The organism is Hymenobacter miniatus (assembly GCF_016427455.1).
In the GTDB taxonomy this organism is placed as follows: domain Bacteria; phylum Bacteroidota; class Bacteroidia; order Cytophagales; family Hymenobacteraceae; genus Hymenobacter; species Hymenobacter armeniacus.
Genome location: NZ_JAELXR010000020.1, coordinates 1 through 24684 on the forward strand (window position 1 = coordinate 1; position 24684 = coordinate 24684).

Here is a 24684-nt window from a genome sequence, read left to right on the forward strand (position 1 = left end):
GTGAAGCGCAGGATGCCGCCCGTGCCCACGTACTGGTCGGCCACGTAAAGCAGCCCGCCGGCCGCGTCCAGCGCCAAATCCGTGGGCTGCGTGAAGTTGGCCGCGCCGGTGGCCAGCTGCGTCACAGCAAAGCCGGTAGCGAGGCTGACAACTTTTAAAGCATCCAGCGTGGCCACGGCGCTGCCTTGGGTAAAGAACAGGCGGTTGCCGGTCACGTCCAAAGCCAGGCCGTTGTAATCGGTATTGGCCAGGCCGGGCACTACTACGGTGCGGCCGGTGCCGGCCGTGGTGAAGCGCAGGATGCCGCCCGTGCCCACGTACTGGTCGGCCACGTAAAGCAGCCCGCCGGCCGCGTCCAGCGCCAAGTCCGTGGGCTGCGTGAAGCTAGACGGTCCCGACGCCAAGACGCTCACCGCCGACGTTGCCAGGTTCACCACTTTCAGTGCATCGAGCGCGGAGTTGGTGGCGCTGCCTTGGGTGAAAAACAAACGGTTGCCGGCCACGTCTAGGGCCAGGCCGTTGTAGGTGGCTCCGGCGGTCGGGGGCACTATCACCGTGCGGCCGGTGCCGGCCGTGGTGAAGCGCAGGATGCCCCCTGAGCCCACGTACTGGTCGGCCACGTAGATGTAGCCGTTGAGCTTATCCACCGCAATATCGGTGGGCTGCGAGAAGTTGCTGGCGGCCGTGGCCAGCGTGGCGCCCGCGGTGCCGTCGGCGTTCACGGCCTTGGCCGCATCAAGCGAGGCCGTGCCGCTGCCCTGCGTATAATAAAGCCGGGGCCCCTGCGCCCACGCGCCGCCGGAAGCCATCAGCACCAGCAAAAAAAGCAGCCCGACGCGCCGCAGCCGACCGGAAACCAAAGTATAGCGTTGTTTCATTGCTGAAGGCATAGAAAAACAAAATCAAACAATCCCGGCCGCGGCACGCCGCACCGGCCTCAGCCCTGCGCCAGGGCAACCTCCCCTATTGCTGCGAGGGATAAACGCCGAACAGGGAAATGCAGTAGTTCATGGCCAGCGACGGGGGCATGATGCCGATGGGCTGGCCGCCCCCCGCCGGCTGCACCTGCACGAAGCTGGCGTTGGCGAGCGAGGCCGCCGGACCGTAGCCCAGTGCGTTTACGGCCTCTCCGTTCACGTCCGTAGCGGCCAGGGCCGCCGAAAAAGCCCCCACCGGCGACGCCGTGGTGGCCGTCGTGCTGGCCGGCCCTTGGTGCGAGTGGGCCGGCATCTGCGCCGTGGTCATCGTGACACTTTCAACGCCCGCCGTTTGCCCGATGACGTACGTCGACAGGCCCGGCCCCGTGCCCTGGTGCCGGGGCGCGCGGCCCCGCAGGTCGGGCACGCCGAAGGTGTTCACCCCATCGCCGCCGTAGGTGGTGCCGATGAGACTAAACAAGGCATCATACACTGCAATCGGCAGCAGACTGCCGTCGCAGAAGGCCCACCCCTGCGGGGCAAAATTGCCCGCAAACAGCATAATTTCGCCAATGTAGGGCTGCGACCCCGTCACCTGCCGGGGCGATGCCGCCAGGGCCGGGGCAGCCACGGCCGTACCCGTGAGCACCGCGCCCAAGCGCTTCAACCAGTTGCGGCGGGCCGGTTCGGCCGGCACCGGGCGAGGCGAAATGGGCACCAGCCCAGCCGCAGAAGCTCGTAAACGCATAAGAAAGTAAAAATTAAGCGGTAAAAAAGGCACCTGCCGGGCTAGCGCGGCGGAAACGTCCCCTGCAAGGCAATGCAGTAGTTGAGCACCAGGTAGGGCGACTGCAGGCTCACGGGCGTGCCGCTACCGGCGCCTCCCACGGCACCGGCCGCACCGGTGGCGTTGGCGGTGGCGGCCCGGTTCTGCACGGCCACGGGCTCGCCGCTGGCGTTGCTGGCCGTGGCTTCGGCGGGCACGGTGCCGGCGGGGGTGCTGCTGGTCGCCAGGGCATTGCTCACCTGCGCCACGTGGGTGTGCGGGGGCAGCTGCGAAACCAGCACGGTGGCGGTTTCACTCCCAATTTGCTCGCCCAGTACCCGGGGAGTAAGGCCCGGCCCGGCGCCCTGGCCAATGGGCGTGTGGCCCTGCAGGTTGGGCAGCGCAAACGTGGTTTGGCCGTTGCCGCCGTAGGTGGTGCCCAGTATCGAGAACAAGGCCGTGTTCTGGGCAATGGGCAGCACCTGGCCGTTGCAGAGCGCGTAGCCGCGCGGCGCAAAATTGCAGGCCAGCATGATAATCTCCCCCACAAACACGTCGCCGCCGGCGAGGGCGCTGTCGGGGTGGGCCGGGCGGGCGGCGGCGGGTGTGGCCAGGGCCGCGCCGCTCAGCATGGCCCCCAGGCGCTTGAACCAGCTGCGCCGGGCGGGTTCAGCCGCGGGGGTAGCCGCTTCGTTGGAAACAGGGCCGTCGGGAGTAAAGAGTGAAGCCATATCGAGGAGGCAAAAACCAAAAAATTGAATACCTATGCTTGCGAAAGCTTACGTTGGCGACGGAAAAATCCCCCCCAGCGCAATGCAGAAGTTCAGCGTTTCGTAGGGCGCAATGCGGCCGATGGGCTGCGAGCCGCCGGTGTTGGCCAGGGCGCTCGGGCTTAGGCCGGTGTCGGCGGTGGGCGCGTAGGCCAGCACGGCCACGGCTTCGCCGTTGAGGTCGGTGCCGGGGGGCACCACGGCGGCGGCGGTGCCAACGGGCGCCGTACCGGTGGCGTTCTGGCTGCTCACCTGGGCCTGGTAGCCGTGGGCGTGCAGGGGCAGGTTGGCGGCTGTCAGGGCCAGGGTTTCGGTGCCCGCGGCCTGGCCCATGTTATACGACCCGCCCAACGGACTCTGGCCGAAATGCACGGGGACGCGGCTGCGCATGTCGGGCAGGGCAAACGTGGTTTGGCCATTGCCCCCAAACTGGGTGCCCAGCAGCGAAAACAGGGCCTGGTTCTGGTTGATGGGCAACAGCTGCCCGTTGCACTGCGCCCAGCCGCGCGGGGTAAATCCAAAAGCAAAAATCTGAATCTCGCCCAAGAAGGGCGAGAAACTTTCAACCTGTTTGACCGAGGCCGGGCCGGCCGTGGCGGCGCGGCTCAGAAACAGGCCGCCCAGCAACGCCCCCAGCCCTTTGAGCCAGCCACGCCGGGTGGGCTCTGCTTGGTGAGGCACCTCGGAAAGGCTCGTTGCAACGGGCCCGTCGGGAGTAAAAGGTGTTTCCATAAAACGCAACAAGAGTGCAAAAATTACCGCCAAACCAGCCCGCAACGGCTCATGGCATAAAGCCTCAAACTTACCATTTTGTAATGATTTACCAAATTAGTATTTAAAAAATTCTATGTTATGTAATTAGCAGGCATAAAATAGTGAGGGCAAGACCTTTCATCGGCTATGATGAAAGGTCTTGCCCTCAAATAAAATCCGGAATACAAGCGGTTCCGGGGCTGTGGCCCGGCCTAGCCCAGCGCCGCCACGCCGGGCAGCTCCTTGCCTTCCATGTACTCGAGCAGCGCGCCGCCGCCGGTGCTGATGTAGCTCACCTGCTCGCCGAAGCCCAGCTGCTGCACGGCCGCGGCCGAGTCGCCGCCGCCGATGAGCGAGTAGGCGCCCCGGGCCGTGGCCTCGGCAATGGCGCGGGCCACGTCTTCGGTGCCTTTGGCAAAGTTGGGCATCTCGAACACGCCCATGGGGCCGTTCCAGAGAATGGTTTTGCTGTCGCGGATGATGGCGGCGAAGGCCGCGCGGCTCTCGGGGCCCAGGTCGAGGCCCATCCAGCCGTCGGGGATGTCGTGGTTGGTGGCCACTTTCACGGTGGCGTCGTTGGCAAATTTGTCGGCAATGAGCGAGTCCTGCGGCAGCACCAGGTTTACGCCTTTGGCCTTGGCTTTCTGGATGAGTTCGCGGGCCAGGTCCACTTTGTCGGCTTCGAGCAGGGAGCTGCCCACGTGGCCGCCCTCGGCCACGGCAAACGTGTAGGCCATGCCGCCGCCAATGAGCAGGTTGTCCACCTTATCGAGCAGCTTTTCGATGATGAGAATTTTGTCGGAAATCTTGGCGCCGCCCATGATGGCGGTGAAGGGCCGCTCGGCCTGCTCCAGCACCTTTTTAGCGTTGTCGATTTCGGACTGCAGCAGGTAGCCGCCCACACGGTCCTGGGGGGCGAAGGAATCGGCCATCACGGCCGTGGAGGCGTGGGCGCGGTGCGCGGTGCCGAAGGCATCGTTCACGTACACAGTCCCCAGCTTGGCTAGCTTGGCGGCAAACGCCTTGTCGCCGCCTTCCTCTTCTTTGTGAAAGCGCACGTTGTCGAGCAGCAGCACCTGGCCGGGTTGCAGGGCGGCTGCTTTTTGGGCGGCCTCCTCCCCTAGCACGTCGCCGCCGAACTGCACGTCGCGGCCGTACTCCTGCGACAGGCGCGGCACGAGGTGCTCCAGCGAAAACTTCGACTCGTAGCCGCCCTTGGGCCGGCCCAAGTGCGAAAGCAGCACCACCGAGCCGCCGTCGTTCAGGATTTTCATCACCGAGCGGGTGGCCATGCGGATGCGGGTGTCGTCGGTAATCTGCAGGTCCTGGTCGAGGGGCACGTTGAAGTCGACGCGCATCACGGCGCGCTTGCCGGCGAAATTGTAGGTGTCGAGGGTGTTCATGAAAGAGAGTGAAACGGTGGAAATGCGGGGTTAATCAGGGTGCAAAAGTGGGGCTCTTTTGCAGATTATTAGTTGCTGGCCGAATTGTAGCGACGCGAAGTGTCGCGTCGCTACACGCTGGGGACATTCTCATGATACCGCACCAGCGCCTCGATGGGCTCGCGCAGAATCTGGCCCACGGCCATGCCGCGGCGGGCGGCCACCGCGGCCAGCTGCTCGCGAAAATGGTAGCCCACCGAACCCACGCAGTGGAAGGCATGACGCTGGTATTCGGGATAATGCGTCACGATTTGGTCGAAAAAGGCTTCAAAAGCTTGGTCGACTACCTGCCGGCAATACGGCTCGTGGGCGTGCTCGCCGGCAAAGCGCGCAAAACTGGCCAGGAAGCGGTTGGGCAAGGGTTGGTTATACAGCCGGTCGAGCACCTCGCTCACGTCGCCCAGGCGGTATTGCTCCTGCAGCGCCCCGGCCAGGTGCGCGGGCAGGCGGCCGCGGAGGTAGTCGCGCAGCACCAGCCGGCCAATAGACGTGCCCGAACCCTCGTCGCCGAGGGAATAGCCCAACGACTCGATGACCTGCGTAATGCGCTGGCCATCATACAGACAGGAATTGGTGCCCGTGCCCAGGATGGCCGCAAAGCCGGCTTCGTGACCCAGCAGCGCCCGGGCCGCGGCCAATAAATCCTCGGCCACGTCGACCTGCCGGGCCTGCGGAAACGCCTGCCGCAGCGCCCCGGCCACCACTGCCGCCTTGGCGGCCGAGAGTACCCCGGAGCCATAGTAGTGAATGGCTTCGACGGGGGCTTCGCGCACGGCGGGCGGCACGCTGCGCGCCAGCGAGGCGGCAATGGCCGGCGTGTCCCAGAAGTAGGGGTTGTAGCCTTCGGTGCTGAAATACTGAGGGGGCCGGCCCGCGCCCAGCAGGCACCAGCTGCAGGTGGTGGAGCCGCCGTCGGCAATGAGTTTCATAGGCAGCGAAAGTACGCGGAACTGGCGCACGGCAGTATCTTTCGCCGGCACTCACTTTCGCTATATTCCATGCCGTCTCGCCGCAAATTTCTGCACTCATCTGCTGCCGGGTTGGCCGGGTTGGCTGCGGCCCCGCTGGCCGCCGCGGCACTTCCTGCCCCTGCGGCCGCGGGCAAGCCCATCGTCATTTCGACCTGGGACGCCGGCGTGAACGCCAACCAGGGCGCCTGGAAAATCATTGGCCCGGGCGGCTACGCCCTCGACGCGGTGGAAGCCGGCGTGATGGTAACGGAGTCGGAACAAGGCTGCTGCGTGGGCCTGGGCGGCAACCCCGACCGCGACGGCATCGTGACGCTCGACGCCTGCATCATGGACGAGAAATTCAACTGCGGCGGCGTGGCCGGGCTCGAGCGCATCAAGCACCCCATCAGCGTGGCCCGCCGCGTGATGGAGCGCACGCCGCACGTGCTGCTGGTGGGCGAAGGCGCGCAGCAGTTTGCCGTGGCCCAGGGCTTTCCGCTCGAACCGCAAAAGCTGAGCGCCGACGCCGAAAAGGCCTACGCGCAGTGGCTCAAAACCAGCCAGTACAAGCCCGTCGTCAACATCGAGAACGCCAAAAGCCGCCCCACCGGCCCCGTGGGCGGCCCCCAAAACCACGATACCATTGCCATGCTTGCGCTGGACGCGCAGGGGCGGATTTGCGGCAGCTGCACCACCAGCGGCATGGCCTTTAAGATGCGTGGCCGGGTGGGCGACTCGCCCCTTATCGGCTCGGGCCTGTTTGTGGACCCCGCGGTGGGCGCCGCCGCGGCCACCGGCCAGGGCGAAGACGTGGTGCGCATTGCCGGCGCCCACACCGTGGTGGAGCTCATGCGCCAGGGCCGCTCGCCCCAGGCCGCCTGCCGGGAGGCCATAGAGCGCATTGCGGCCATCAAAGGCGCCAAGGCCAAAGACATTCAGGTAGCCTTCATTGCCCTGAACAAACAGGGCCAAACCGGCGCCTACGCCCTTCAAAAAGGCTTCAATTTCACCGTGAGCACCACCGATAAGCCGGTGCTGAGCGACAGCGAGTTTCTGCTGAAGTGAGCCGGCAACTGGAAATTTGTGCCGCGTCGCTGCCTTCGGCGCTGGCGGCTCAGGCCGGCGGGGCGCACCGCATCGAGTTGTGCCAGAACCTGGAGCAGGGCGGCATCACGCCCTCCTACGGGCTGATTCGGCAAGTGCTGCGACGGCTACACATTCCGGTTTTTGTGCTCATCCGGCCGCGGCCCGGCGGGTTTGTGTACTCGGCCGATGAGCTGGCCATCATGCGGGCCGACATTGAGCTGTGCCGGGACCTGGGGGCTGCCGGCGTGGTGCTGGGCGTGCTAGATGCCACCGGGCGTGTCGACGCGGCCGCCTGCCGGGCCCTCATCGAACCAGCCGGCAGCCTGCAGGTTACCTTCCACCGTGCCTTCGATGCCTGCCGCGACCAAGCCGAGGCACTGGAAGAAATCATCAGCCTGGGCTGCCAGCGGGTGCTCACCTCCGGCGGGCAGGCCACGGCGGAGGCCGGGCAACACCAACTGGCCGCGCTGGTGCAGCAGGCGGCCGGCCGCATCAGCATCATGCCCGGGGCGGGCGTTTCGGCGGCCACTATTCAGGCGCTGGCGGCGCACACCGGGGCCCACGAATTCCATACCAGCGCCAAGCGCCGGGTGCCGGCCACCCCGGCCGATGGGTTGTTTGCAGCCGAACGTTTTGAGACCGATGTGGCTTTGGTGGCAGAGTTGGCCGCGCTGCTGAAATAGGGCAAACCGTGCCGGGCGCGCCACGACGCGCGACGGCCTTCTTACCTTTGCAGGACTTATGAAAATTGGCATTTTTTTCGGGGGCACTTCGCGCGAGCGGGAAATTTCTTTCGCCGGCGGCCGCACCGTCTTTGATAACCTGGACAAGGCGCTGTTTCAGCCCGTGCCCATCTTCGTCGACAGCCTGGGGCAGTTCATTCTGCTCGACTGGCAGTACATCTACAAAGGCACCATTCGGGATTTCTACCCACCGGTGAGCTCGCAGCCGCCGTCCCTGCACCACCTGCAGGTGTACATCGAGAGCCTGGGCGAGCTCGACCACGAGGCCCGCTTCCACGCCATTGCCAAGGTGGGCCGCGAGGTGAAAGCCGAGGAGCTGCCCCAGTTGATGGACTTCGCCTTTCTGGCCCTGCACGGGCCGGGCGGCGAGGACGGCGCCATTCAGGGCATGCTGGAGTGGCTGGGCATCCCCTACTCCGGCTCGGGCATTTTGCCGTCGGCCTTCGGCATCGATAAGATTGCGCAGAAGAACCTGCTGCACGCCCTGGGCCGGCCCACGCCCACGTTCCGCGTCATCACAGCCGAGGAATGGGACAGCACCGACCACGCCGCCACCCTCGCCTACCTGGTGCGGGAGCTGGGCCTGCCGCTGGTGCTGAAGGCGCCGCGCCAGGGCTCCAGCATCGGGGTGAGCATTCTGAAGGACGACAGCTTGCCCAAGTTCGAGGCCGCCATGGAGCGCAGTCTCTTCCGCAAAGTCGTGACGCGTGAAGAGTGGCAGCGCTTGGGCGAGCAGGACCGGCTGGCCTGGGTACAGCACCTCACCGACATCCGCGAAGGCATCGGCCTGCCCGTGGTGTTCGACGACGAAACCGCGCCCATCTACCACCCCGAAACCCTGCTCTTCGCCCTCACCGAGCGGCTGGAAACGGCCGAGCAGGTGCGCCTCACCAACATCGACGGCGAAACCCAGGTGCTGGTGGAAAGCTTTGTGGCGGGCCGCGAGTTCAGCTGCATTGTGGTGGAAGACCCCACCGGCCTGCCGCTGGCGCTGCCGCCCACCGAGATTGTGAAGGGCGAGGAGATGTTCGACTACCGCTCGAAGTACCTGCCCGGCCTGGCCCGTAAGGTCACGCCCATCGATTTGCCCGAAGACAAGATTCAGGAAATCCGCGAGGCCTGCGAGGAGATGTTCCGCACGTTTGGCTTCCAGGTGTACGCGCGTTTGGATGGCTTCGTGGCCCACGACGGCCGGCTGTTTCTCAACGACCCGAACACGACCTCGGGCATGCTGCCGGCTTCGTTCTTCTTCCACCAGGCGGCCGAAATTGGGCTCAACCCGTCGCAGTTCCTCACCTACCTCATCCGCACGTCGCTGGCCGCCCGGCGCCGCGCCGGCCTGCGCCCGGTGAAGCTGGCGCAGCTGCTCGGGCGCCTGGACACCGCCGTGGCCGGCCGCCAGCACGAAGCCACGGAGCGCATTCGGGTGGCCGTGATTATGGGCGGCTACTCGTCGGAGCGCCACATTTCGGTGGAAAGCGGGCGCAACATCTACGAGAAGCTCAGCTCCTCGGCCAAGTACGCGCCGGTGCCGGTGTTCCTCACGGGCTCCGCCGACGAGCACAAGCTCTACGTGCTGCCCGTGAACGTGATGCTGAAGGACAACGCCGACGACATCCGCGAGAAGATTGAGCACGCCGAGGCCGGCGAGGCCCCGCACCCCATTCTGGCCCGCATTCGGCAGGAAGCCAGCGTGATTACCAGCACCTACGCCGGGCAGGCGCTGGCCCAGCCGCGCCGCATCTCGTTTGAGGAGCTGGCCCAGTTGGCCGACGAGGTGTTCATTGCCCTGCACGGCCGCCCCGGCGAGGACGGCGCCCTGCAGCAGCAGTTGGAACAATACGGCCTGCCCTACAACGGCTCGGGCGTGGCCAGCAGCAGCGTCACCATCAACAAGTTTGAAACCAACCAGCGCCTGCGCGAAGCCGGCTTGCGCGTGGCCGACCACCGCATGGCCCACAAGCTGGAGTGGCAGGCCGACGCCGAAAGCTTCTACCGCTCACTCGAAACGCAGTTCCCCTACCCCTTCATCGCCAAGCCCGCCGACGACGGCTGCTCTTCGGCCGTGAAGAAAATCAAGAACCGCGCGGAGCTGGAAGCCTTCAGCCAGCTCATTTTCCGTACCGAAGAAGACCTGATGCCCGGCCCGGCCGAAGTGCTGAGCCTGGGCTTCAAAGAGGAATTTCCGCGCAAGGATGCCTTCCTGGTCGAAACGCTGATTGGCCGCGACGGCGCCGCGCATTTCCTGGAAATCACGGGCGGCCTGCTCACGAGCTATGACGAAGACGGCCAGCTCGACATCGAAGTGTTCGAGGCCAGCGAGGCCCTGGCCACCGGCGAAGTGCTGAGCCTGGAAGAGAAATTCCTGGCCGGCGAAGGCCAGAACATCACCCCCGCCCGCTACGACGCCGACCCCGCCGAGCGCCAGCGCATCTCCAACGAGGTGAAGGCCGTGCTGCGCCGCGTGGCCGAAGTGCTCGACATCCAGGGCTACGCCCGCATCGATGCCTTCGTGCGCGTGCGCCAGGAGGGCGAAGTCGAGGTGCTCATCATCGAAGTCAACTCGCTGCCCGGCATGACGCCCGCCACCTGCATTTTCCACCAGACGGCGCTGGCCGGCTACACGCCCTACCAGTTCATCGACCGGATTCTGGAGTTTGGCAAGGCGCGGGCGGCCAAGGCTGTGGTTAAATAGAACGTCATGCTGAGCGAAGTCGAAGCATCTCTACTGAAGAAGTGAACTCAACCAAAAAGAGTAGTTGCGCGGTAGAGATGCTTCGACTTCGCTCAGCATGACGTTCTTTATTCTTTCAAATAGATTCTGAGCTTCCTAAATGTCTTTCTTTTCTTCTGATTCTCCGCTCGACGTGGTGAAGCACCTGGTGCTGATTGGCGTGGTGGGCCTGCTGCTGGTGCTGGGCTTTTTCTACGTGTACCTGCCCATGAGCACGCACCACGGCGAAACCATTACGGTGCCCAAGGTGACGGGCATGAACGTGGCCGACCTGGAAAAATACCTCGACGAGCGCAACCTGGCCTACTTCGTGGACGACTCCAGCTACAGCGCCAACGTGCGCCCCTTCACCGTGCTGGTGCAGGACCCCCTGCCGGGCGAAAAGGTGAAGGAGGGCCGCAAAATCTACCTGCAGGTGAGCATGAAAAACCCGCCGGTGATTAAAATGCCCACCCTCACGGGCATTTCCTCCAAAACGGCCATGCTGATTTTGAAGAGCTACGACCTGGTGGCCGGCCAGATTCAGCTGGTGCCCGATTTGGCGTCGGGCCAGGTGCTGAAGCAGCTGGTGAACGGCAAGGAAATCAAGCCCGGCGCGCCCGTGACCAAAGGCACCACCGTGGACCTGGTGGTGGGCGACGGCCAGGGCAACCAAACTTTTGCCGTGCCCAACCTCATCAACATGCCCGTCGACGAAGCCCTCACGCTGCTCGACGGCCAGGGCCTGCAGAAAGGCGAGGTGTTTGAGCAGCCCGCCGAAGAAGGCCAGGTGGCCGGCACCGTGGTGCGCCAGCGCCCCGTGCCCGGCCCCGACGCCACCATCCGCACGGGCCAGATTGTCGACATCTGGGTGGCGAAATAAGCTGGCCCTCACGCACTTTTTTCGGGCGCCCGGGCGTTGGGACTGCACCCCACTTTTCCTACTGGTATGATGACACGCTTCCGCACGTACTGCCGCTCGTTGATGCCGGCGTTTCTTTTGGTTTCAGCAGCGGCGTCGGGCCAGGTCATTGCGCCTTCCGGGCCGCTCTCGGCCGACCCCGCCCGGGCAGCTTTCGTTCCGGCCAAGGCCCCGGCGGCGCTGCAGCGCACCGCCGCCCTAACGCTGCCCTTTTTCGACGACTTCACCTCGCCCCTCGAAGGACCGCCCAACGCGACGAACTGGGATTCCCGGGGCGGCGCCTACGTGACCAACCGCCTGGCCCTGGCGCCGCTTACCCGCGGCGCCGCCACCCTCGATGGGCTCAAGGCCAACGGCCAGAGCTACAGCGGCAACATCAGCGTGAGCTACGGCACGCTGGATTCGCTGAAATCGCAGCCCATCGACCTGAGCGGCCTCACCACCAGCAGCGGGGTGTACCTGAGCTTTGCCTGGCAGGCCGGGAGCATCGGCTCGGCCCCCAACCTGAACACCAGCAGCACGCCGGTGAAGCTGGAGCTGTTTCTGAAAAATAATTCCGGTACCTGGGTGCCGGCCTGGAGCTACAACAGCCAGCGGGTGCGCACGGGCTTCCGCCAGCAGCTCATCAACCTGAACAACACCCAATACCTGCACGGCGGCTTCCAGTTCATGTTCGTGGCCACGGGCAACGCCTCCGACAACAGCGACAACTTCAGCATCGACTACGTGGTGCTGGACCGCGGCCGCTCCGGCGTCCTCGACTCGGACACCGTGTTTGTGGACGTGGCCACCGGCGCGGGCCTCGTGAACGGCAACCCCTCGGGTGGCCTGCGCAGCCCCCTGCGGCGCTTCACGGCCATGCCGGTGTGGCAGTTCAACGCGGCCGCTTCGCCCACCAGTGAACTCAACCCCACGCTGGGCGTGAACCTGACCAACCTCGAAAAAAACCTGCCGCGCCCCATCGACGTGCTGGGCACGGTGCGCGACCTGAGCACCGGCGCCACCGTGGGCACTTGGCTGCAAAGCCAGTCGCCGATTCCGGCCCGGCAGCGGCAGTACCCGCAGGTGGGCCCGGCCACGGCCCAGCCCATTCCCAACACGGCCGCCGCCAAGCGCTTGCGCTACATGCTGGCTTTGAACTCGCGCGATATTCCGCGGGCCCTGCCCAACGATACCATCTCGCGCGACGTGGAGCTGAACAACTATTACGCCTACGACGACGGCAGCGCCGAGCGTTACACCGCCCTACCCGCCGTTGCCACCGGCCAGCAGGCCGCGTTTGCCTACCGCTTCGACCTCAACCAGGCCGACCACGTGGGCGGCCTGCGCCTCTACCCCGTCTACACCGCGTCGGACGCCTCCCCGCGGCCGGTCACCATTGCCGTGTGGGCCAACGGCGGCGGCAAGCCGGCCGCCACGCCCCTGGCCACCAAAACCGCCACCTTGCCGGGCACGGGGCCGCTGCCCAACGGCCTGCCCTACGTCGAAATCACCTTCGACCAGCCTGTGCCGGTGACCGGCATTTTCTACGTGGGCTATTCGCAGCCGTCCACGGGCCGCGACCTGCACTACGGGCTCGACATCAACAATTCCTTCCCGCCCGGCTACCTCTGGAACCGCAGCAACGCCGGCGCCTGGGACTCGGTGCACTTTGTGCCCCGCCGCGGCGCCCTCATGATGCGCCCGGTGATGACCAACACCGTGACCACCGCTTCGGCCTCGGCCCGCGAAGCCGCTGCTTACAGCCTGTACCCCAACCCGGCCCACGGCACGGTAAGCATTGCCGGTCCCGGCTTTGCGCGCGCCGCCGTGCTCGACGCGGTGGGCCGCACCGTGTGGGAGCAGCCCGCCGCCCAAGCCGGCCAGTCCACGCTGCCGCTGCCCCTCCTGGCGCCGGGCGTGTACACGGTGCGCCTCACCCTGGCCGATGGCCGCACAGTGGGCCGCCGACTGCTGATTGAATAAGAGAAGTGAGAACACAAAAAAGCCCCGCCGTGTAGCACGGCGGGGCTTTTTTGTGTTGAGATAATTCCGCTTACTTGGCGGGCATCAACACCGTGTCGATGACGTGGGTCACGCCGTTGCTCGAAATCACGTTGGGGATGGTGACGGTGGCCATGCCGCCTTTGGCGTCTTTCAGCATCACGCTGCTGCCGCTTTTCATCACGGTCAGCTGCTCGCCTTCCACGGTGGTCAGCACCTGGCCGTTCGAGAGTTGGTCGGCGGTGAGGCGGCCGGGTACCACGTGGTAAGTCAGGATTTTGGTGAGCGTGGGCTTCATTTCGGGCGTCACCAGCGAGTTCACGGTGCCGGCGGGCAGCTTATCGAAGGCCGAGTTGGCGGGCGCAAACACGGTGAAGGGGCCGGCGCCCTTCAGCGTTTCCACCAGGCCGGCGGCTTTTACGGCGGCTACCAGCGTGGTGTGGTCGGCGCTGCCCACGGCGTTGTCCACGATGTCCTTATCGGGGGTCATCATGGCGCCGCCCACCATCACGCCGGAGGTGGAGGTGGTGGACGTGGTGGTGGTAGTGGTCGACATAGTGCCGCCCATGGCGTCGCCCTGGCGGGGCTTGGTTTTGGCTTTCATCTTGTCGCCGGCGTCCGATTTGCCTTTGACCTTCATCTTGCCGTCGTCGGCCATCTTGGTTTTGGTGGTCATGCCGTCGGCCGTGGTCTTGGTTTTTTCGGCGTCGCTTTTGGTCTTGCCGTCCTGGGCGAGGGCCGGAGCTGCGAGGGCACCAGTCAGGGCCAATGCCGCAAAGAAAGTTTTCGTAATCATGGTGTTAGAGTTTGGGGTGAGAGATGGTACTGTCGGGCTATACGGACCGGGCCGGCCTTAAGATTCCAAGCGCGGGACTTCCTTGGAATAATGGAAATAATTATGGCAAGCCTACCGCAAGGGTCACGCGCCTTTGTTGCGAACCAGCAGTTGGGGGCAGGGTTCTCAAATGTTTTCGGAACTTGCCGCTGGCCCAGGCACCTGCCGGCCCCGCTGTATGCCCGCCACGCTGTATCGAAATCCCCTGACTGACATTCTGTTTGAGCAGGCCAAAGAGTTTGTGGGCCTCTACCACGTGGAGCAGGGCTGGTTTACGCACGTGAACACGGCGGGCTACCAGCTGCTGGGCTACCCCTCGGCCGAGGCCCTGTACGAGGAACCCAACCGCAGCCTGCGCTCGCAGCAGCTCTCGGCCGCAGAATGGGCCACCCTCCGCGAGCAGGTGCTGCGCGAGGGCCACCACGAGTACGAAACCGAAATCCGGCGCGTGACCGGCGACACGTTTTGGGCCCGGGTGGAGCTCACCAGCCTCACGGTGGAAACCCACCCGTATTTTCTGGTGCGCCTCACCAACCTTAACCCCCTGCACCGCGCTGAGCAGCGCCTGGCCCAGAGCGTGAGCCGCTTCGAGGCCGTGGTGAGCCACGCCACCATCGGCATTATTATGTGCAACCGGGCCGGCGACATCGTGCTGGCCAACGAGAAGGCCCGCCAGCTATTCGGCTACCCCGACGGGGAACTGCTGGGCGAGCGCATCGAGGTGCTGGTGCCCCGCGCCGTGAGCGGCTACCACGAGAAGCTGCGCAACTCCTTCAACGCCCACCCCGAGGCCCGCGCCATGGGCCACAACCGCGACCTGCTGGCCCGCCGCCAAGACGGCTCGGTGTTCCCGGTCGAAATCAGCCTGAGCTATTTCCGGCTCGACGAGGAGCTTTTCGCGGTGGCTTACATCATCGACATTACCTTCAAGAAAGAAGCCGAGCGCGAGCTCCTGGCCCAGCACCAGCAGGTGGCCGCCCTGAATGCCGAACTGGAGCAGAAAGTGGCCGAGCGCACGCACGCCCTCGAAACCACCCTGGCCCAGCTGGAGCGCCGCACCCGCGAGCTGAGCCAGGCCCTGGCCGCCGAGCAGGAGCTGGGCGAGCTGAAGTCGCGCTTCGTGAGCATGGCCTCGCACGAGTTCCGAACGCCGCTCACGGCGGTGCTCACCTCGGCCACGCTCATCGAAAAATACCCCGCCGCCGAGCAGCAGGACAAGCGCCAGCGCCACCTCGACCGCATCCGGACGTCGGTGAAGCACCTCACCGACATTCTGGAAGAATTCCTGTCGGTGGGCAAGCTGGAGGACGGGCGCATCGAGGCCCACCCTGCGCGCGTGGACCTGCCCGCGCTGCTGCGCGAAGCCATTGCCGACGCCGAAGGCCTGCGCAAGCCCGGCCAGCGCATCGAGCCCGAGTTTCACGGCGTGACGCCGCTCTGGACCGACGCCTCGCTGCTGCGCAAGGTGCTGGTGAACCTGCTGAGCAACGCCCTGAAATACTCCGGCGAGCACACCACCGTGACCGTGCGCGCCACCACCCAGGACCATTGGCTCACGCTCAGCGTGCAGGACCGGGGCGTGGGCATCTCGGCCGAAGACCAGGAGCACCTGTTCGAGCGGTTCTTCCGGGCCCGCAACGCGGCCAACCTGCCCGGCACCGGCCTGGGCCTCTACATTGTGGCCCGCTACCTGGAGCTGCTGGGCGGCACCGTGGCCCTGCACAGCGAGCTGAACGTGGGCACCACCGTCACCCTTACCCTCCCTCATGGAAACCATCCTGCTGATTGAAGACAGCGACCTGATTCGCGAAAACACGGCCGAAATCCTGGAACTGGCCGGCTACGAGGTGCTGACCGCCGAAAACGGCAAAATCGGCGTGGAAAAGGCCCTGGCCACCAAGCCCGATTTGGTGGTGTGCGACATCATGATGCCCGTGCTCGACGGCTACGGCGTGCTGCACATCTTCACTCAGAACCCGCAGCTCAAGGGCGTGCCCTTCATCTTCCTGACGGCCAAAACCGAGCGCGCCGACCTGCGCCGCGGCATGGACCTGGGCGCCGACGACTACCTCACCAAGCCCTTTGAGGAAACCGAGCTGCTGAGCGCCGTGCGCAGCCGCCTGGCCCGCTTCCACCAGTTGCGGCCCGACTACGACCTGCAGCAGCCCGGCGGCCTGCACCAGTTCCTGGACGACGCCACGGCCGTGGGCCACCTCACCGGCCTCACCGCCGACCGCAAACCCCACGCCCTGCGCAAAAAGCAGGAGCTCTATGGCGAAGGCGACGAGGCCACGCGCCTCTACTTCGTGCAAAGCGGCCGCGTGAAAACCGTGCGCCGCAGCGCCAGCGGCAAGGAATTGATAACGGGCGTGTACGGCCCGGGCGAGTTTCTGGGCTACCTGCCGCTGCTGGAACAGCGCCCGCACGCCGACTCGGCGGTGGTGCTCGACGATGCGGTGCTGCTCTACATTCCGCAGGAGGATTTTACGCAGCTGCTGCACCGCCACCCGGCCGTGGGCCAGCAGTTTGTGCGCCTGTTGGCCGGCCGCGTGAACGAGCGCGAGGAGCAGCTGCTGGGCATGGCCTACGACTCGTTGCGCCGCCGCGTGGCCACCACCCTGCTGCGCCTGCACGAGCAGGCCAACGGCGCCAAAGTGGCCGTGCAGCTCTCGCGCGATGACCTGGCCGCCGTGGTGGGCATCGCGCCGGAGTCGCTCATTCGCACCCTGACCGAGTTCAAGCAGGACGGGCTGATTGAGCAGACCGCCCAGGGCATCCGGGTGCTGCAGCCCGATAAGCTGCGCCAGCCCAACTGGTAGGCGCCGCGGCACTTATAGAAACCCGTCTGCTAATGTCCGCGGGCAGCTCAGACGTCTATCCGGACCGTCATGCTGAGCGCAGTCGAAGCATCTCCATTGCGAGAGTAATTTTTTACTGCTGCGGGAGAGATGCTTCGACTGCGCTCAGCATGACGGTCTTTTACTTGTTGGCCACACGTCCTTACTGCCCACACGGCCTACAGCACCGACAGCGGGCCCCGCCCGCGCAGGCGCGCCTCGAACACCTGCGCGATGGCCTGGCCGCGCAGCTTGGCTTCTTCGGCGGTGGGGCCGGCAAACAGCTCGTCGACGGTCATCAGAAACAAGGCTACCCAGCGCTGGAAGTGGCTGGCGTCGATGGGCAGCGGCACGTGCTTGGGGAACGGGCGGCCCCGGTAGCGGCTGGTACCCAGCAGCAGGCCACTCCAGAAATCGTACATGTTGGGCAGGTGCCGGGGCCAGTCGACTTGCGCAAAGCCGTTGAAAATGGGGTCGAGCAGGGCGTCTTGGTTGACCTTGGCGTAGAAGGTATCGACGAGCCGCTTCACGTCGGCTTCGGTGGTGATGTCGGGGCGGGTGGGCGTCATAGCGAGGGCGGGAATGCGGGGTTAATCAGGCCAGCTGGTGCTGCGGATGAGCGAGGGCCGGCTCCGGGTGCCGGGCCCGGGTGGCCCACTGGTAGGCCCAGGAGCCGGCCAGCAGCAGGGTGAGCAGCTTAACGACTTCGAGGCCGATGTAGGTGTTGTGTAGGTGGCTGGGCAGCGGCGGGCGGCCGGCCAGTAGCGCCGTGGCGCGGAGGTCGAGGGCGGGCAGCAGCCACAAGGTTTGGAGCAGCAGCACGGTGCTGAGCAAGGACAGGGCCACCCACACGTTGACGGGGGCGCGGCGCACGGCCGCGCTCAGCAGGGCGGCGGCGCACAGGGCCAACTCCAGCTTGTTGAGGGCGGCAAATACGATGCGCCCAATGCCCAGCCCCAGCGGCACGGTGATGTGCGGGGCCGTGAACTTGAGTGGGGCTTCGAGAAAAGAAATGCCCGCCACCAGGCCGGCCCACACAAACAGGGACAGCACCAGCAGCAGCGAACCAGCAGGGGATTGAGTGCGCGGTAGCATATATATTGCGCGGTAGCATATATATAGTGAACAAATTGAAGCCGAAGTTCGGCTGCGGCGCCGGCGTTGCTGCAACAATGCCGCAAAGGTGGGGGTGCCCCCGGCCAGGCCGGCTGAAAAATATCAGGACCGGGGCTGACGTTGGTCAGCCCGGCCGGAAACGGGCGGCCGGAGCTTTGGGGTTGCCAATTTCCCTGCCTGCCCGTGCCCACACTCGCCCCTGCGCCTGCTTCCCCCCTGCCCCGCACCGCCTGCGCCCACTGCGGCGACGCCTGCCCCGACGAGCCCATCATGCTGACCCAGGAGCCGGCACTAAGCTTCTGCTGCCAGGGCTGCCGGGCGGTGTACGAGCTGCTGGCCGCCAGCAACCTGTGCACCTACTACCGCCTCGACGCGCACGCCGGCCAGAAGGTGCAGGCCGTGGAGCTGCCCGGCCGCTTCGATTACCTCGACTCGGAAAGCGTGCAGGCCCAGCTGCTGGCGTTTCGCTCGCCCACGCTGGCGCGCCTCACGCTCAGCATCCCCCAGATGCACTGCGCTTCCTGCATCTGGCTGCTGGAGAATCTGTTCAAGCTCAATGCCGGCATCACGGCGTCGCGGGTCAATTTCCTGCGCAAAGAGCTTAGCATCAGCTACCAGCCCGAGGCCACGTCCTTGAAGGAAGTGGTGAAGCTGCTGGCCGCCATCAACTACGAGCCGCAGATTACGCTGGCCGAGCTGGGCGCGCAGCCCCACCGCGGCAACCGCCTGCTGCACTACCAGCTGGGCGTGGCGGCCTTCGCCTTCGGCAACGTGATGCTGCTGGCGCTGCCGGAGTATTTTTCCTTCACCCAGCAGCTGCAAAGCACGTTTGGGCGCTTTTTTGGCGGGCTGAGCCTGCTGCTGGCGCTGCCGGTGCTGCTGCTCAGCGCGCGGGGCTTCTACCAATCGGCCTGGCAGGGCTTGCGGCAGCGCTACATCAACCTCGACTTCCCCATCAGCCTGGGCCTGACGGCGCTGTTTGTGACCAGCGTATTTGAGGTCGTGACGCAGCGCGGGCCGGGCTATTTCGACTCGTTTACGGGGCTGGTGTTCTTCATGCTGATTGGCAAATGGGTGCAGCAGCGCAGCTACGACGCCCTGCGCTTCGACCGCGACTTCACCTCTTACTTCCCGGTGGCCGTGACGCTGCTCACCAAAGCCGGCGAGCAGTCGGTGTCGGTGAAGGAGCTGAAGGCCGGACAGCGCATCCGGGTGCGCCACCAGGAAATCGTGCCGGCCGATGCCGTGCTGCTGCGCGGCCAGGGGCAGATTGACTACAGCTTTGTGTCGGGCGAGAGCGTGCCCGTGGCCAAGGCGGCCGGCGAAATCATCTACGCCGGCGGCCGGCAGGTGGGCGAGGCCGTGGAGCTGGAAGTGGTGCGCGAGGTGTCGCAGGGCTACCTTACCCAGCTCTGGAACAACCCCGCTTTTCAGAAGAAAGAACAGGCTTCGCTGGAAACCTACGCCAACACAGTGGGCCGCTACTTCGTGGCGCTCACGCTGCTGCTGGCCCTGGGCGCGGTGGCTTACTGGTACCCGCGCGACGCGCACATGGCCCTGCGCGCCTTCACGTCGGTGCTGGTCATTGCCTGCCCGTGCGCGCTGTCGCTGGCCACGCCGTTTGCGCTGGGCGCGGCGCTGCGGGTGCTGGGCCGCCACAAATTCTACCTCAAGAACTCGGCCGTGGTCGAAACCCTGGGCCGCGCCGATACCCTCGTGTTCGACAAAACCGGCACGCTCACCGACGTGAAACGCTCGGCCGTGGAATACGTGGGTTCGCCTCTTACGCAAAGCCAGCGGGAGGCCGTGGCCGCCGTGGTGCGCCACTCCACCCACCCCCTCAGCCAGCGGCTGGCGGCCGAGCTACCGGCCAGTGCCCTGGCCGTGACCGATTTCGCCGAAGTGCCCGGCCAAGGCCTGCGTGGCACCGTGGGCGGCCGGGAGGTGCGCGTGGGTTCCGCGGCCTTCGTGGGCGCGGCGGCCGCAGAAACTGCTGAAACTTCGGCTGCGCTGCAGTCTAGGGCGTTTGTACGTGTTGAAGATGGTCCCGCGGGCTGCTACGTTTTCCGCAACGTGTACCGCGACGACTTGCGCAGCGTGCTCTCGGCCCTCAGTCAGCATTACCGCCTGGCCGTGCTCTCGGGCGATAACGACGCCGAAGCCGCCCGCCTGCGCGCCTTGTTCGGCCCGCACGCCGAGCTGCACTTCCACCAAACGCCCCAGCAGAAGCTCGACTACATGGCCCGGCTCAAGCAGCAGGGCCGCACCGTGGTGATGGTGGGCGACGGCCTGAACGACGCCGGCGCCCTGCAGCAGGCCGACGCCGGCATTGCCCTCACCGACACGCTCAGCAACTTCTCTCCGGCGTGCGATGGCATCTTGGAAGCCGGCAGCTTCGGGCAGCTGGCCACCATCCTCAACTTCTCGAAAGACTGCCTGCACGTGGTACTGGCCACGTTTGTGCTGTCGTTTTGCTACAACGGCATCGGGCTGGGGCTGGCCGTGCAGGGCAAGTTCACGCCCATCGTGTCGGCCATTCTCATGCCCATCAGCTCCTTAAGCGTGATGGTGTTTGCCACCCTGCTGGTGCGCCTGGCCGCCTGGCGGCGCGGCCTGTGACCCGTTGCATGAGGTAGAGACGCAACATTTTGCGTCTCCTCGTTGAACGACCGGAACCGCTCAAACTAAACAACATCAGCAACGCCGAGACGCAAAATATTGCGTCTCTACCCGTTTAACGCAATCCAACCCATGACCATCATCTTCCTGCTTATCGGCATCAGCCTGTGCGTGGCGCTCACGTTCCTGGGGGCCTTTCTGTGGGCGGTGCGCTCCGGGCAATATGAGGATGACTACACGCCCTCCGTGCGTATGCTGTTTGACGACGAAGCGACGCCGGACGAGACTGCCTGACAACAATCAGACGCCGGCCTGATTTAGCTCAGCTTATCAAAAAAGCCCCGCCAGGACCTTTGGAGCAGTAAATAACTCACTTCTCCGACGATGCAGGCCGAACCGTTAGCTCCCCCCGCCGCGCTCCAACAACCGCTGATTCCGCCCACTTCCCGACCAGCAGTCGACACCTTTTTCTACGACAACAAGATTGTCCGCGACTTCGGCATTGCCACCGTCGTCTGGGGCATCATCGGCATGCTGGTGGGCGTGCTAGCGGCCTTCCAGCTGGCCCGGCCCGAACTGAACATGGGCACGGCCTTCACCACGTTCGGCCGCATTCGCCCGCTGCACACCAACGCCGTGATTTTCGCCTTCGTCGGCAACGGCATTTTCACGGGCGTTTATTACTCCTTGCAGCGCCTGTGCAAAACCCGGATGTACTCCGACCTGCTGGGCAAGCTGCACTTCTGGGGCTGGCAGCTCGTCATTGTGAGCGCCGTGGCCACGCTGCCGCTGGGCTTCACCACCAGCAAGGAATACGCCGAGCTGGAATGGCCCATCGACATCGCCATCACGCTGGTGTGGGTGGTGTTTGGCTGGAACATGTTCGGCACCATTGCCCGGCGGCGCGAGCGGCACCTCTACGTGGGCATCTGGTTCTACATCGCCACCTTCCTCACGGTGGCCGTGCTGCACATCGTCAACTCCATGGAGATGCCGGTGAGCCTCCTCAAAAGCTACTCCCTCTACGCCGGCGTGCAGGATGCCCTGGTGCAGTGGTGGTACGGCCACAACGCGGTGGCCTTCTTCCTCACCACGCCCTACCTGGGCCTGATGTACTACTTCCTGCCCAAGGCCGCCGGCCGGCCGGTGTACTCCTACCGCCTGAGCATCATTCACTTCTGGTCGCTGATTTTCATTTACATCTGGGCCGGGCCGCACCACTTGCTCTACACCGCCCTGCCCGACTGGGCCCAGAGCCTGGGCGTGGCCTTCAGCGTAATGCTGATTGCGCCGAGCTGGGGCGGCATGATAAACGGCCTGCTGACCCTGCGCGGGGCTTGGGACAAAGTGCGCGAAGAGCCCGTGCTCAAGTTCATGGTGGTGGCCATCACGGCCTACGGCATGGCTACGTTCGAAGGCCCCATGCTCTCGCTCAAGAACGTGAACGCCATTGCGCACTTCACCGACTGGATTGTGGCGCACGTGCACGTGGGCGCCCTGGGCTGGAACGGCTTTCTCACCTTCGCCATGCTCTACTGGCTGTGGCCCCGCCTCTACCGCACCGAGCTATACTCGAAGAAGCTGGCCACCACGCACTTCTGGCTGGGCACCCTGGGCATTGTGTTCTACGCCATTCCCATGTACTGGGCTGGCTTCACGCAGGGGCTGATGTGGAAGCAGTTCAACGCCGAGGGCATGCTGCAGTACCCCAACTTCCTGGAGACCGTGCTGCAGCTGGTGCCCATGTACTACCTGCGCGGCATCGGCGGGCTGCTCTACGTGAGCGGCGTGTTCCTGCTGATGTTCAACCTGTACAAAACCGCCCAGGCCGGCGCGTTGGTGGCCAACGAGAAAGCCCAGGCCCCCGCCCTGGTGCCCGAAGCCGAAGACCCGCACGTGCAAACCGGCCACTGGCACCGCTGGCTGGAGCGCCGCCCCTTCCAGCTGGCCGTGGGCGCCACGGTGGCCATCCTCATCGGCGGCGCCGTGGAGATGATTCCCACCTTCCTCGTGAAGTCGAACGTGCCCACCATTGCCTCGGTGAAGCCCTACCGGCCGCTGGAGCTGCAGGGCCGCGACCTCTACATCCGCGAAGGCTGCTCGAACTGCCACACCCAGATGGTGCGCCCCTTCCGCTCCGAAACCGAGCGCTACGGCGAATACTCCAAAGCGGGCGAGTACATCTACGACCGGCCCTTTCTGTGGGGCAGCAAGCGCACCGGGCCCGATTTGCAGCGCGTGGGCCAGAAGTACCCCCACTCCTGGCACTACAACCACATGATGGACCCCACCAGCATGTCGCCCGGCTCCATCATGCCGCCCTACCCCTGGCTGTTCGAGCAAAAAATCGACTACAGCATCCTGCCGTCCAAGATTAAGGTGCTGCGCAACTTAGGCACGCCCTACCCCGCCGGCTTCGACCAGGTGGCCGTGGATGACGCCCGGCAGCAAGCTCAGGGCATCGTGGCCGATTTGAAAAAAGAGGAAATCGAGGTGATGCCCGACAAGGAAATCGTGGCCCTCATCGCCTACCTGCAGCGCTTGGGCACCGACATTAAGGTGAAGCCGGAGCAAACGGCCACCGCCGCCACAGCCGCCGCGCAGTAGCAGCCAAAGGCCCGTCATGCAGAGCGCGGCGAAGCATCTCGCGTGCCACTACTATTTCTATTCCACGATTGGATTACGACCACAAGCGAGATGCTTCGCTGCGCTCTGCATGACGGCTAATAAATCCCGAAGACAAGCATTAACCACCCAACCACCATGGACAAGAACGTCTTGCAATCCATCGCCGGGGTCGAAATCTATCCGATAATCTCCCTGGCCATTTTCGGCCTCTTTTTCCTGGGCCTGCTGGTGTACGTGCTGCTGAGCAGCCGCCAGCACATCGATGCGATGAGCCAGCTGCCGCTGCTCGACGACGAAGCCACCCTCAAAGCCACCCTCAACCACGACATCATATGCTAATCCTCCGCTCCCTTTCGCTGACTTTCCTGGGCTTGCTCGCCGGCTTTGCGGCGGCTGCTCAAACCGCTGCTCCCGCCGCAGGCCCCCAGCCCACCACCGTGCTGAGCTGGGTGGTGTGGTGGCTGGCCGGGGTGGTGCTGCTGATGGCCATCATGACCGGCGCCTCGGTTACCTCGGCCGCCCAGCGCCGCTACGAAGCCCAGCAGGCCGATATTACGTTTTCCACCGCTGATGCATCGGAAGCTCCTGCCGCACCGGCGGCACCCCGCGCCGCCGTGGCCGAAGCCGTTCCTACCCAGGTTGCCACGCAAGAAGAAGTGTACGCATGAACCGCTCCCGCTTAGCCTTCTACTGGGCCGGCGCGGCCCTGCTGGCCGCCCGCCCGGCCCTGGCGCAAGCGGCCGACGCCGGCGCCGCGGCCGCCACCGACGCGCAGCGCACCATGCTCTGGTTTGTGCTCACTACGCTAGTGCTGGTGCTCATGGTGTTTCTGCTGCTGCTGGTGGCCCTCGTTAGCTGGATGCGGCCACAGCTGCGCCAGCTCTACGACCTGCCCACCGTGCACGACACCTGGAGCGGCCGCGTGCTGGGCCTGCTGGTGGGCGATGCCCGCCTGGTGCAGGGGGAGGTGCGCGACGAGCTGCTCGACCACGATTACGACGGCATTCACGAGTTCGACAACGACCTGCCGCCGTGGTGGAAATACGGCTTCTACGCCACCATCGTCTTCGCCATCGGCTACGTGGCCTACTACCACGTGCTCAAAACCGGCCAGCTGCAGGGCGCCGAATACGCGGCGGAAATGCAGCAAGCGGCCCTGCTCATCGCCGCCACCCCCGATGACCCCAACCAGGTGACCACCTACACGGCCCTCACGGCCCCGGCCGAGCTCAGCAGCGGCAAAAGCCTGTTTATGACCAACTGCGCCCCCTGCCACGGCGCCAGTGGCGAAGGCAAAGTGGGCCCCAACCTGACCGACGAGTACTGGCTGCACGGCGGCGAAGTGAACCATGTGTACAAAACCATCAAGTTTGGCGTGAACGGCAAGGGCATGGTGGCCTGGAAAGGCAAGCTCTCGGGCAAGCAGATTTTGCAGGTGGCCTCCTACGTGCTCAGTCTGCAAGGCACCAAGCCGGCCAACGCCAAGCCGCCGCAGGGCGAGAAAGAGGCGCCGGCCGTGGCCAAGCGGTAGTCGTTCGGGCGGGCGCCTCCCCCCCCGGCCCCCTCTCCCAAGGCAGAGGGGGTGCTAGCCGACTGCAACAACC

The 24684-nt window shown here is 65.2% G+C and carries 22 protein-coding genes; 13 read left to right on the plus strand and 9 right to left on the minus strand.

The window, feature by feature from the left end; all coding sequences use genetic code 11:
• From JAO73_RS21410 to JAO73_RS21435, 6 genes are all read right to left on the minus strand, one after another.
• The coding region (locus JAO73_RS21410; RefSeq protein ID WP_198979309.1) for an NHL repeat-containing protein at positions 1-878 on the minus strand (878 nt) is incomplete at its 3' end.
• An 85-nt stretch (positions 879-963) separates the two neighbouring features.
• Positions 964-1665: a phage tail protein gene (locus tag JAO73_RS21415; RefSeq protein WP_223827585.1), complete on the minus strand. Its 702-nt coding sequence runs from the start codon at positions 1663-1665 to the stop codon at positions 964-966.
• A 41-nt stretch (positions 1666-1706) separates the two neighbouring features.
• On the minus strand, positions 1707-2414 hold the full coding sequence (locus JAO73_RS21420) for a phage tail protein (protein ID WP_233169343.1): 708 nt from the start codon (positions 2412-2414) through the stop codon (positions 1707-1709).
• 48 nt (positions 2415-2462) lie between these two features.
• Positions 2463-3134 (minus strand): phage tail protein, encoded by a 672-nt coding sequence (locus tag JAO73_RS21425; RefSeq protein ID WP_317191267.1) that lies wholly within the window; start codon positions 3132-3134, stop codon positions 2463-2465.
• A 284-nt stretch (positions 3135-3418) separates the two neighbouring features.
• Positions 3419-4609 carry a phosphoglycerate kinase gene (locus JAO73_RS21430; protein ID WP_198979311.1) on the minus strand — a complete coding sequence of 397 codons (1191 nt, stop codon included), beginning with the start codon at positions 4607-4609 and terminating at the stop codon, positions 3419-3421.
• A gap of 110 nt (positions 4610-4719) precedes the next feature.
• Complete coding sequence (locus JAO73_RS21435) at positions 4720-5577, minus strand: N-acetylglucosamine kinase (protein WP_198979312.1); 858 nt, start codon at positions 5575-5577, stop codon at positions 4720-4722.
• A 69-nt stretch (positions 5578-5646) separates the two neighbouring features.
• Between JAO73_RS21435 and JAO73_RS21440 the strand changes: the two genes are divergently transcribed.
• From JAO73_RS21440 to JAO73_RS21460, 5 genes are all read left to right on the plus strand, one after another.
• On the plus strand, positions 5647-6663 hold the full coding sequence (locus tag JAO73_RS21440) for a glycosylasparaginase (protein WP_190923824.1): 1017 nt from the start codon (positions 5647-5649) through the stop codon (positions 6661-6663).
• Positions 6660-7367, plus strand: coding sequence for a copper homeostasis protein CutC (locus tag JAO73_RS21445; protein WP_317191268.1), 708 nt, complete (start codon positions 6660-6662; stop codon positions 7365-7367). The genes JAO73_RS21440 and JAO73_RS21445 overlap by 4 nt, the downstream gene beginning before the upstream one ends.
• A 58-nt stretch (positions 7368-7425) precedes the next feature.
• Entirely contained in the window at positions 7426-10122 is a 2697-nt protein-coding gene (locus tag JAO73_RS21450) for a D-alanine--D-alanine ligase family protein (RefSeq protein ID WP_198979313.1), read from the plus strand.
• A gap of 139 nt (positions 10123-10261) precedes the next feature.
• Positions 10262-11023: a PASTA domain-containing protein gene (locus tag JAO73_RS21455; RefSeq protein WP_198979314.1), complete on the plus strand. Its 762-nt coding sequence runs from the start codon at positions 10262-10264 to the stop codon at positions 11021-11023.
• 66 nt (positions 11024-11089) lie between these two features.
• Positions 11090-13027 (plus strand): T9SS type A sorting domain-containing protein, encoded by a 1938-nt coding sequence (locus tag JAO73_RS21460; RefSeq protein ID WP_198979315.1) that lies wholly within the window; start codon positions 11090-11092, stop codon positions 13025-13027.
• Positions 13028-13097: 70 nt separating this feature from the next.
• Here JAO73_RS21460 and JAO73_RS21465 read toward each other — a convergent pair whose 3' ends face one another.
• Positions 13098-13613 (minus strand): fasciclin domain-containing protein, encoded by a 516-nt coding sequence (locus tag JAO73_RS21465; protein ID WP_233169349.1) that lies wholly within the window; start codon positions 13611-13613, stop codon positions 13098-13100.
• A 445-nt stretch (positions 13614-14058) separates the two neighbouring features.
• Here JAO73_RS21465 and JAO73_RS21470 point away from each other — a divergent pair, with 445 nt between their 5' ends.
• Positions 14059-15669 carry a sensor histidine kinase gene (locus JAO73_RS21470; protein ID WP_198979317.1) on the plus strand — a complete coding sequence of 537 codons (1611 nt, stop codon included), beginning with the start codon at positions 14059-14061 and terminating at the stop codon, positions 15667-15669.
• The gene (locus JAO73_RS21475) at positions 15647-16699 is read left to right on the plus strand and encodes a response regulator (RefSeq protein WP_198979318.1); all 1053 of its coding nucleotides are present in this window, start codon (positions 15647-15649) and stop codon (positions 16697-16699) included. Before JAO73_RS21470 ends, JAO73_RS21475 begins: the two co-directional genes overlap by 23 nt.
• A 197-nt stretch (positions 16700-16896) precedes the next feature.
• On the opposite strand, the gene JAO73_RS21480 is transcribed toward JAO73_RS21475, so the two are convergent.
• The gene (locus tag JAO73_RS21480) at positions 16897-17286 is read right to left on the minus strand and encodes a group III truncated hemoglobin (RefSeq protein ID WP_198979319.1); all 390 of its coding nucleotides are present in this window, start codon (positions 17284-17286) and stop codon (positions 16897-16899) included.
• A gap of 25 nt (positions 17287-17311) precedes the next feature.
• On the minus strand, positions 17312-17812 hold the full coding sequence (locus JAO73_RS21485; RefSeq protein ID WP_198979320.1) for a hypothetical protein: 501 nt from the start codon (positions 17810-17812) through the stop codon (positions 17312-17314).
• 204 nt (positions 17813-18016) lie between these two features.
• Between JAO73_RS21485 and JAO73_RS21490 the strand changes: the two genes are divergently transcribed.
• The 6 genes from JAO73_RS21490 (at position 18017) to JAO73_RS21515 (ending at position 24611) form a co-directional block, all read left to right on the plus strand.
• A complete protein-coding gene (locus tag JAO73_RS21490; RefSeq protein WP_317191269.1) occupies positions 18017-20452 on the plus strand; it encodes a heavy metal translocating P-type ATPase in 2436 nt (811 codons plus the stop codon).
• Positions 20453-20584: 132 nt separating this feature from the next.
• Positions 20585-20746 (plus strand): cbb3-type cytochrome oxidase assembly protein CcoS, encoded by a 162-nt coding sequence (ccoS, locus tag JAO73_RS21495; RefSeq protein ID WP_198979321.1) that lies wholly within the window; start codon positions 20585-20587, stop codon positions 20744-20746.
• A gap of 90 nt (positions 20747-20836) precedes the next feature.
• The gene (gene ccoN / locus JAO73_RS21500; RefSeq protein WP_198979322.1) at positions 20837-23059 is read left to right on the plus strand and encodes a cytochrome-c oxidase, cbb3-type subunit I; all 2223 of its coding nucleotides are present in this window, start codon (positions 20837-20839) and stop codon (positions 23057-23059) included.
• A 156-nt stretch (positions 23060-23215) separates the two neighbouring features.
• On the plus strand, positions 23216-23419 hold the full coding sequence (locus tag JAO73_RS21505; RefSeq protein WP_198979323.1) for a hypothetical protein: 204 nt from the start codon (positions 23216-23218) through the stop codon (positions 23417-23419).
• Complete coding sequence (locus JAO73_RS21510; protein ID WP_198979324.1) at positions 23413-23748, plus strand: hypothetical protein; 336 nt, start codon at positions 23413-23415, stop codon at positions 23746-23748. The genes JAO73_RS21505 and JAO73_RS21510 overlap by 7 nt, the downstream gene beginning before the upstream one ends.
• Positions 23745-24611: a cbb3-type cytochrome c oxidase N-terminal domain-containing protein gene (locus JAO73_RS21515; RefSeq protein ID WP_198979325.1), complete on the plus strand. Its 867-nt coding sequence runs from the start codon at positions 23745-23747 to the stop codon at positions 24609-24611. Before JAO73_RS21510 ends, JAO73_RS21515 begins: the two co-directional genes overlap by 4 nt.
• The last annotated feature ends 73 nt before the right edge of the window (positions 24612-24684 follow it).

Bases quoted from the DNA above. Each gene is read 5' to 3' on its own strand.
- JAO73_RS21435 (WP_198979312.1), bottom strand. From the start codon at position 5,577: ATGAAACTCATTGCCGACGGCGGCTCCACCACCTGCAGCTGGTGCCTG.
- JAO73_RS21440 (WP_190923824.1), top strand. From the start codon at position 5,647: ATGCCGTCTCGCCGCAAATTTCTGCACTCATCTGCTGCCGGGTTGGCC.
- JAO73_RS21460 (WP_198979315.1), top strand. From the start codon at position 11,090: ATGATGACACGCTTCCGCACGTACTGCCGCTCGTTGATGCCGGCGTTT.
- ccoN (WP_198979322.1), top strand. From the start codon at position 20,837: ATGCAGGCCGAACCGTTAGCTCCCCCCGCCGCGCTCCAACAACCGCTG.
- JAO73_RS21515 (WP_198979325.1), top strand. From the start codon at position 23,745: ATGAACCGCTCCCGCTTAGCCTTCTACTGGGCCGGCGCGGCCCTGCTG.
- JAO73_RS21420 (WP_233169343.1), bottom strand. From the start codon at position 2,414: ATGGCTTCACTCTTTACTCCCGACGGCCCTGTTTCCAACGAAGCGGCT.
- JAO73_RS21430 (WP_198979311.1), bottom strand. From the start codon at position 4,609: ATGAACACCCTCGACACCTACAATTTCGCCGGCAAGCGCGCCGTGATG.
- JAO73_RS21465 (WP_233169349.1), bottom strand. From the start codon at position 13,613: ATGGGCGGCACTATGTCGACCACTACCACCACCACGTCCACCACCTCC.
- JAO73_RS21415 (WP_223827585.1), bottom strand. From the start codon at position 1,665: ATGCGTTTACGAGCTTCTGCGGCTGGGCTGGTGCCCATTTCGCCTCGC.
- JAO73_RS21480 (WP_198979319.1), bottom strand. From the start codon at position 17,286: ATGACGCCCACCCGCCCCGACATCACCACCGAAGCCGACGTGAAGCGG.
- JAO73_RS21485 (WP_198979320.1), bottom strand. From the start codon at position 17,812: ATGCTACCGCGCACTCAATCCCCTGCTGGTTCGCTGCTGCTGGTGCTG.
- JAO73_RS21455 (WP_198979314.1), top strand. From the start codon at position 10,262: ATGTCTTTCTTTTCTTCTGATTCTCCGCTCGACGTGGTGAAGCACCTG.
- JAO73_RS21510 (WP_198979324.1), top strand. From the start codon at position 23,413: ATGCTAATCCTCCGCTCCCTTTCGCTGACTTTCCTGGGCTTGCTCGCC.
- JAO73_RS21505 (WP_198979323.1), top strand. From the start codon at position 23,216: ATGGACAAGAACGTCTTGCAATCCATCGCCGGGGTCGAAATCTATCCG.
- JAO73_RS21450 (WP_198979313.1), top strand. From the start codon at position 7,426: ATGAAAATTGGCATTTTTTTCGGGGGCACTTCGCGCGAGCGGGAAATT.
- JAO73_RS21470 (WP_198979317.1), top strand. From the start codon at position 14,059: ATGCCCGCCACGCTGTATCGAAATCCCCTGACTGACATTCTGTTTGAG.
- JAO73_RS21475 (WP_198979318.1), top strand. From the start codon at position 15,647: ATGGAAACCATCCTGCTGATTGAAGACAGCGACCTGATTCGCGAAAAC.
- ccoS (WP_198979321.1), top strand. From the start codon at position 20,585: ATGACCATCATCTTCCTGCTTATCGGCATCAGCCTGTGCGTGGCGCTC.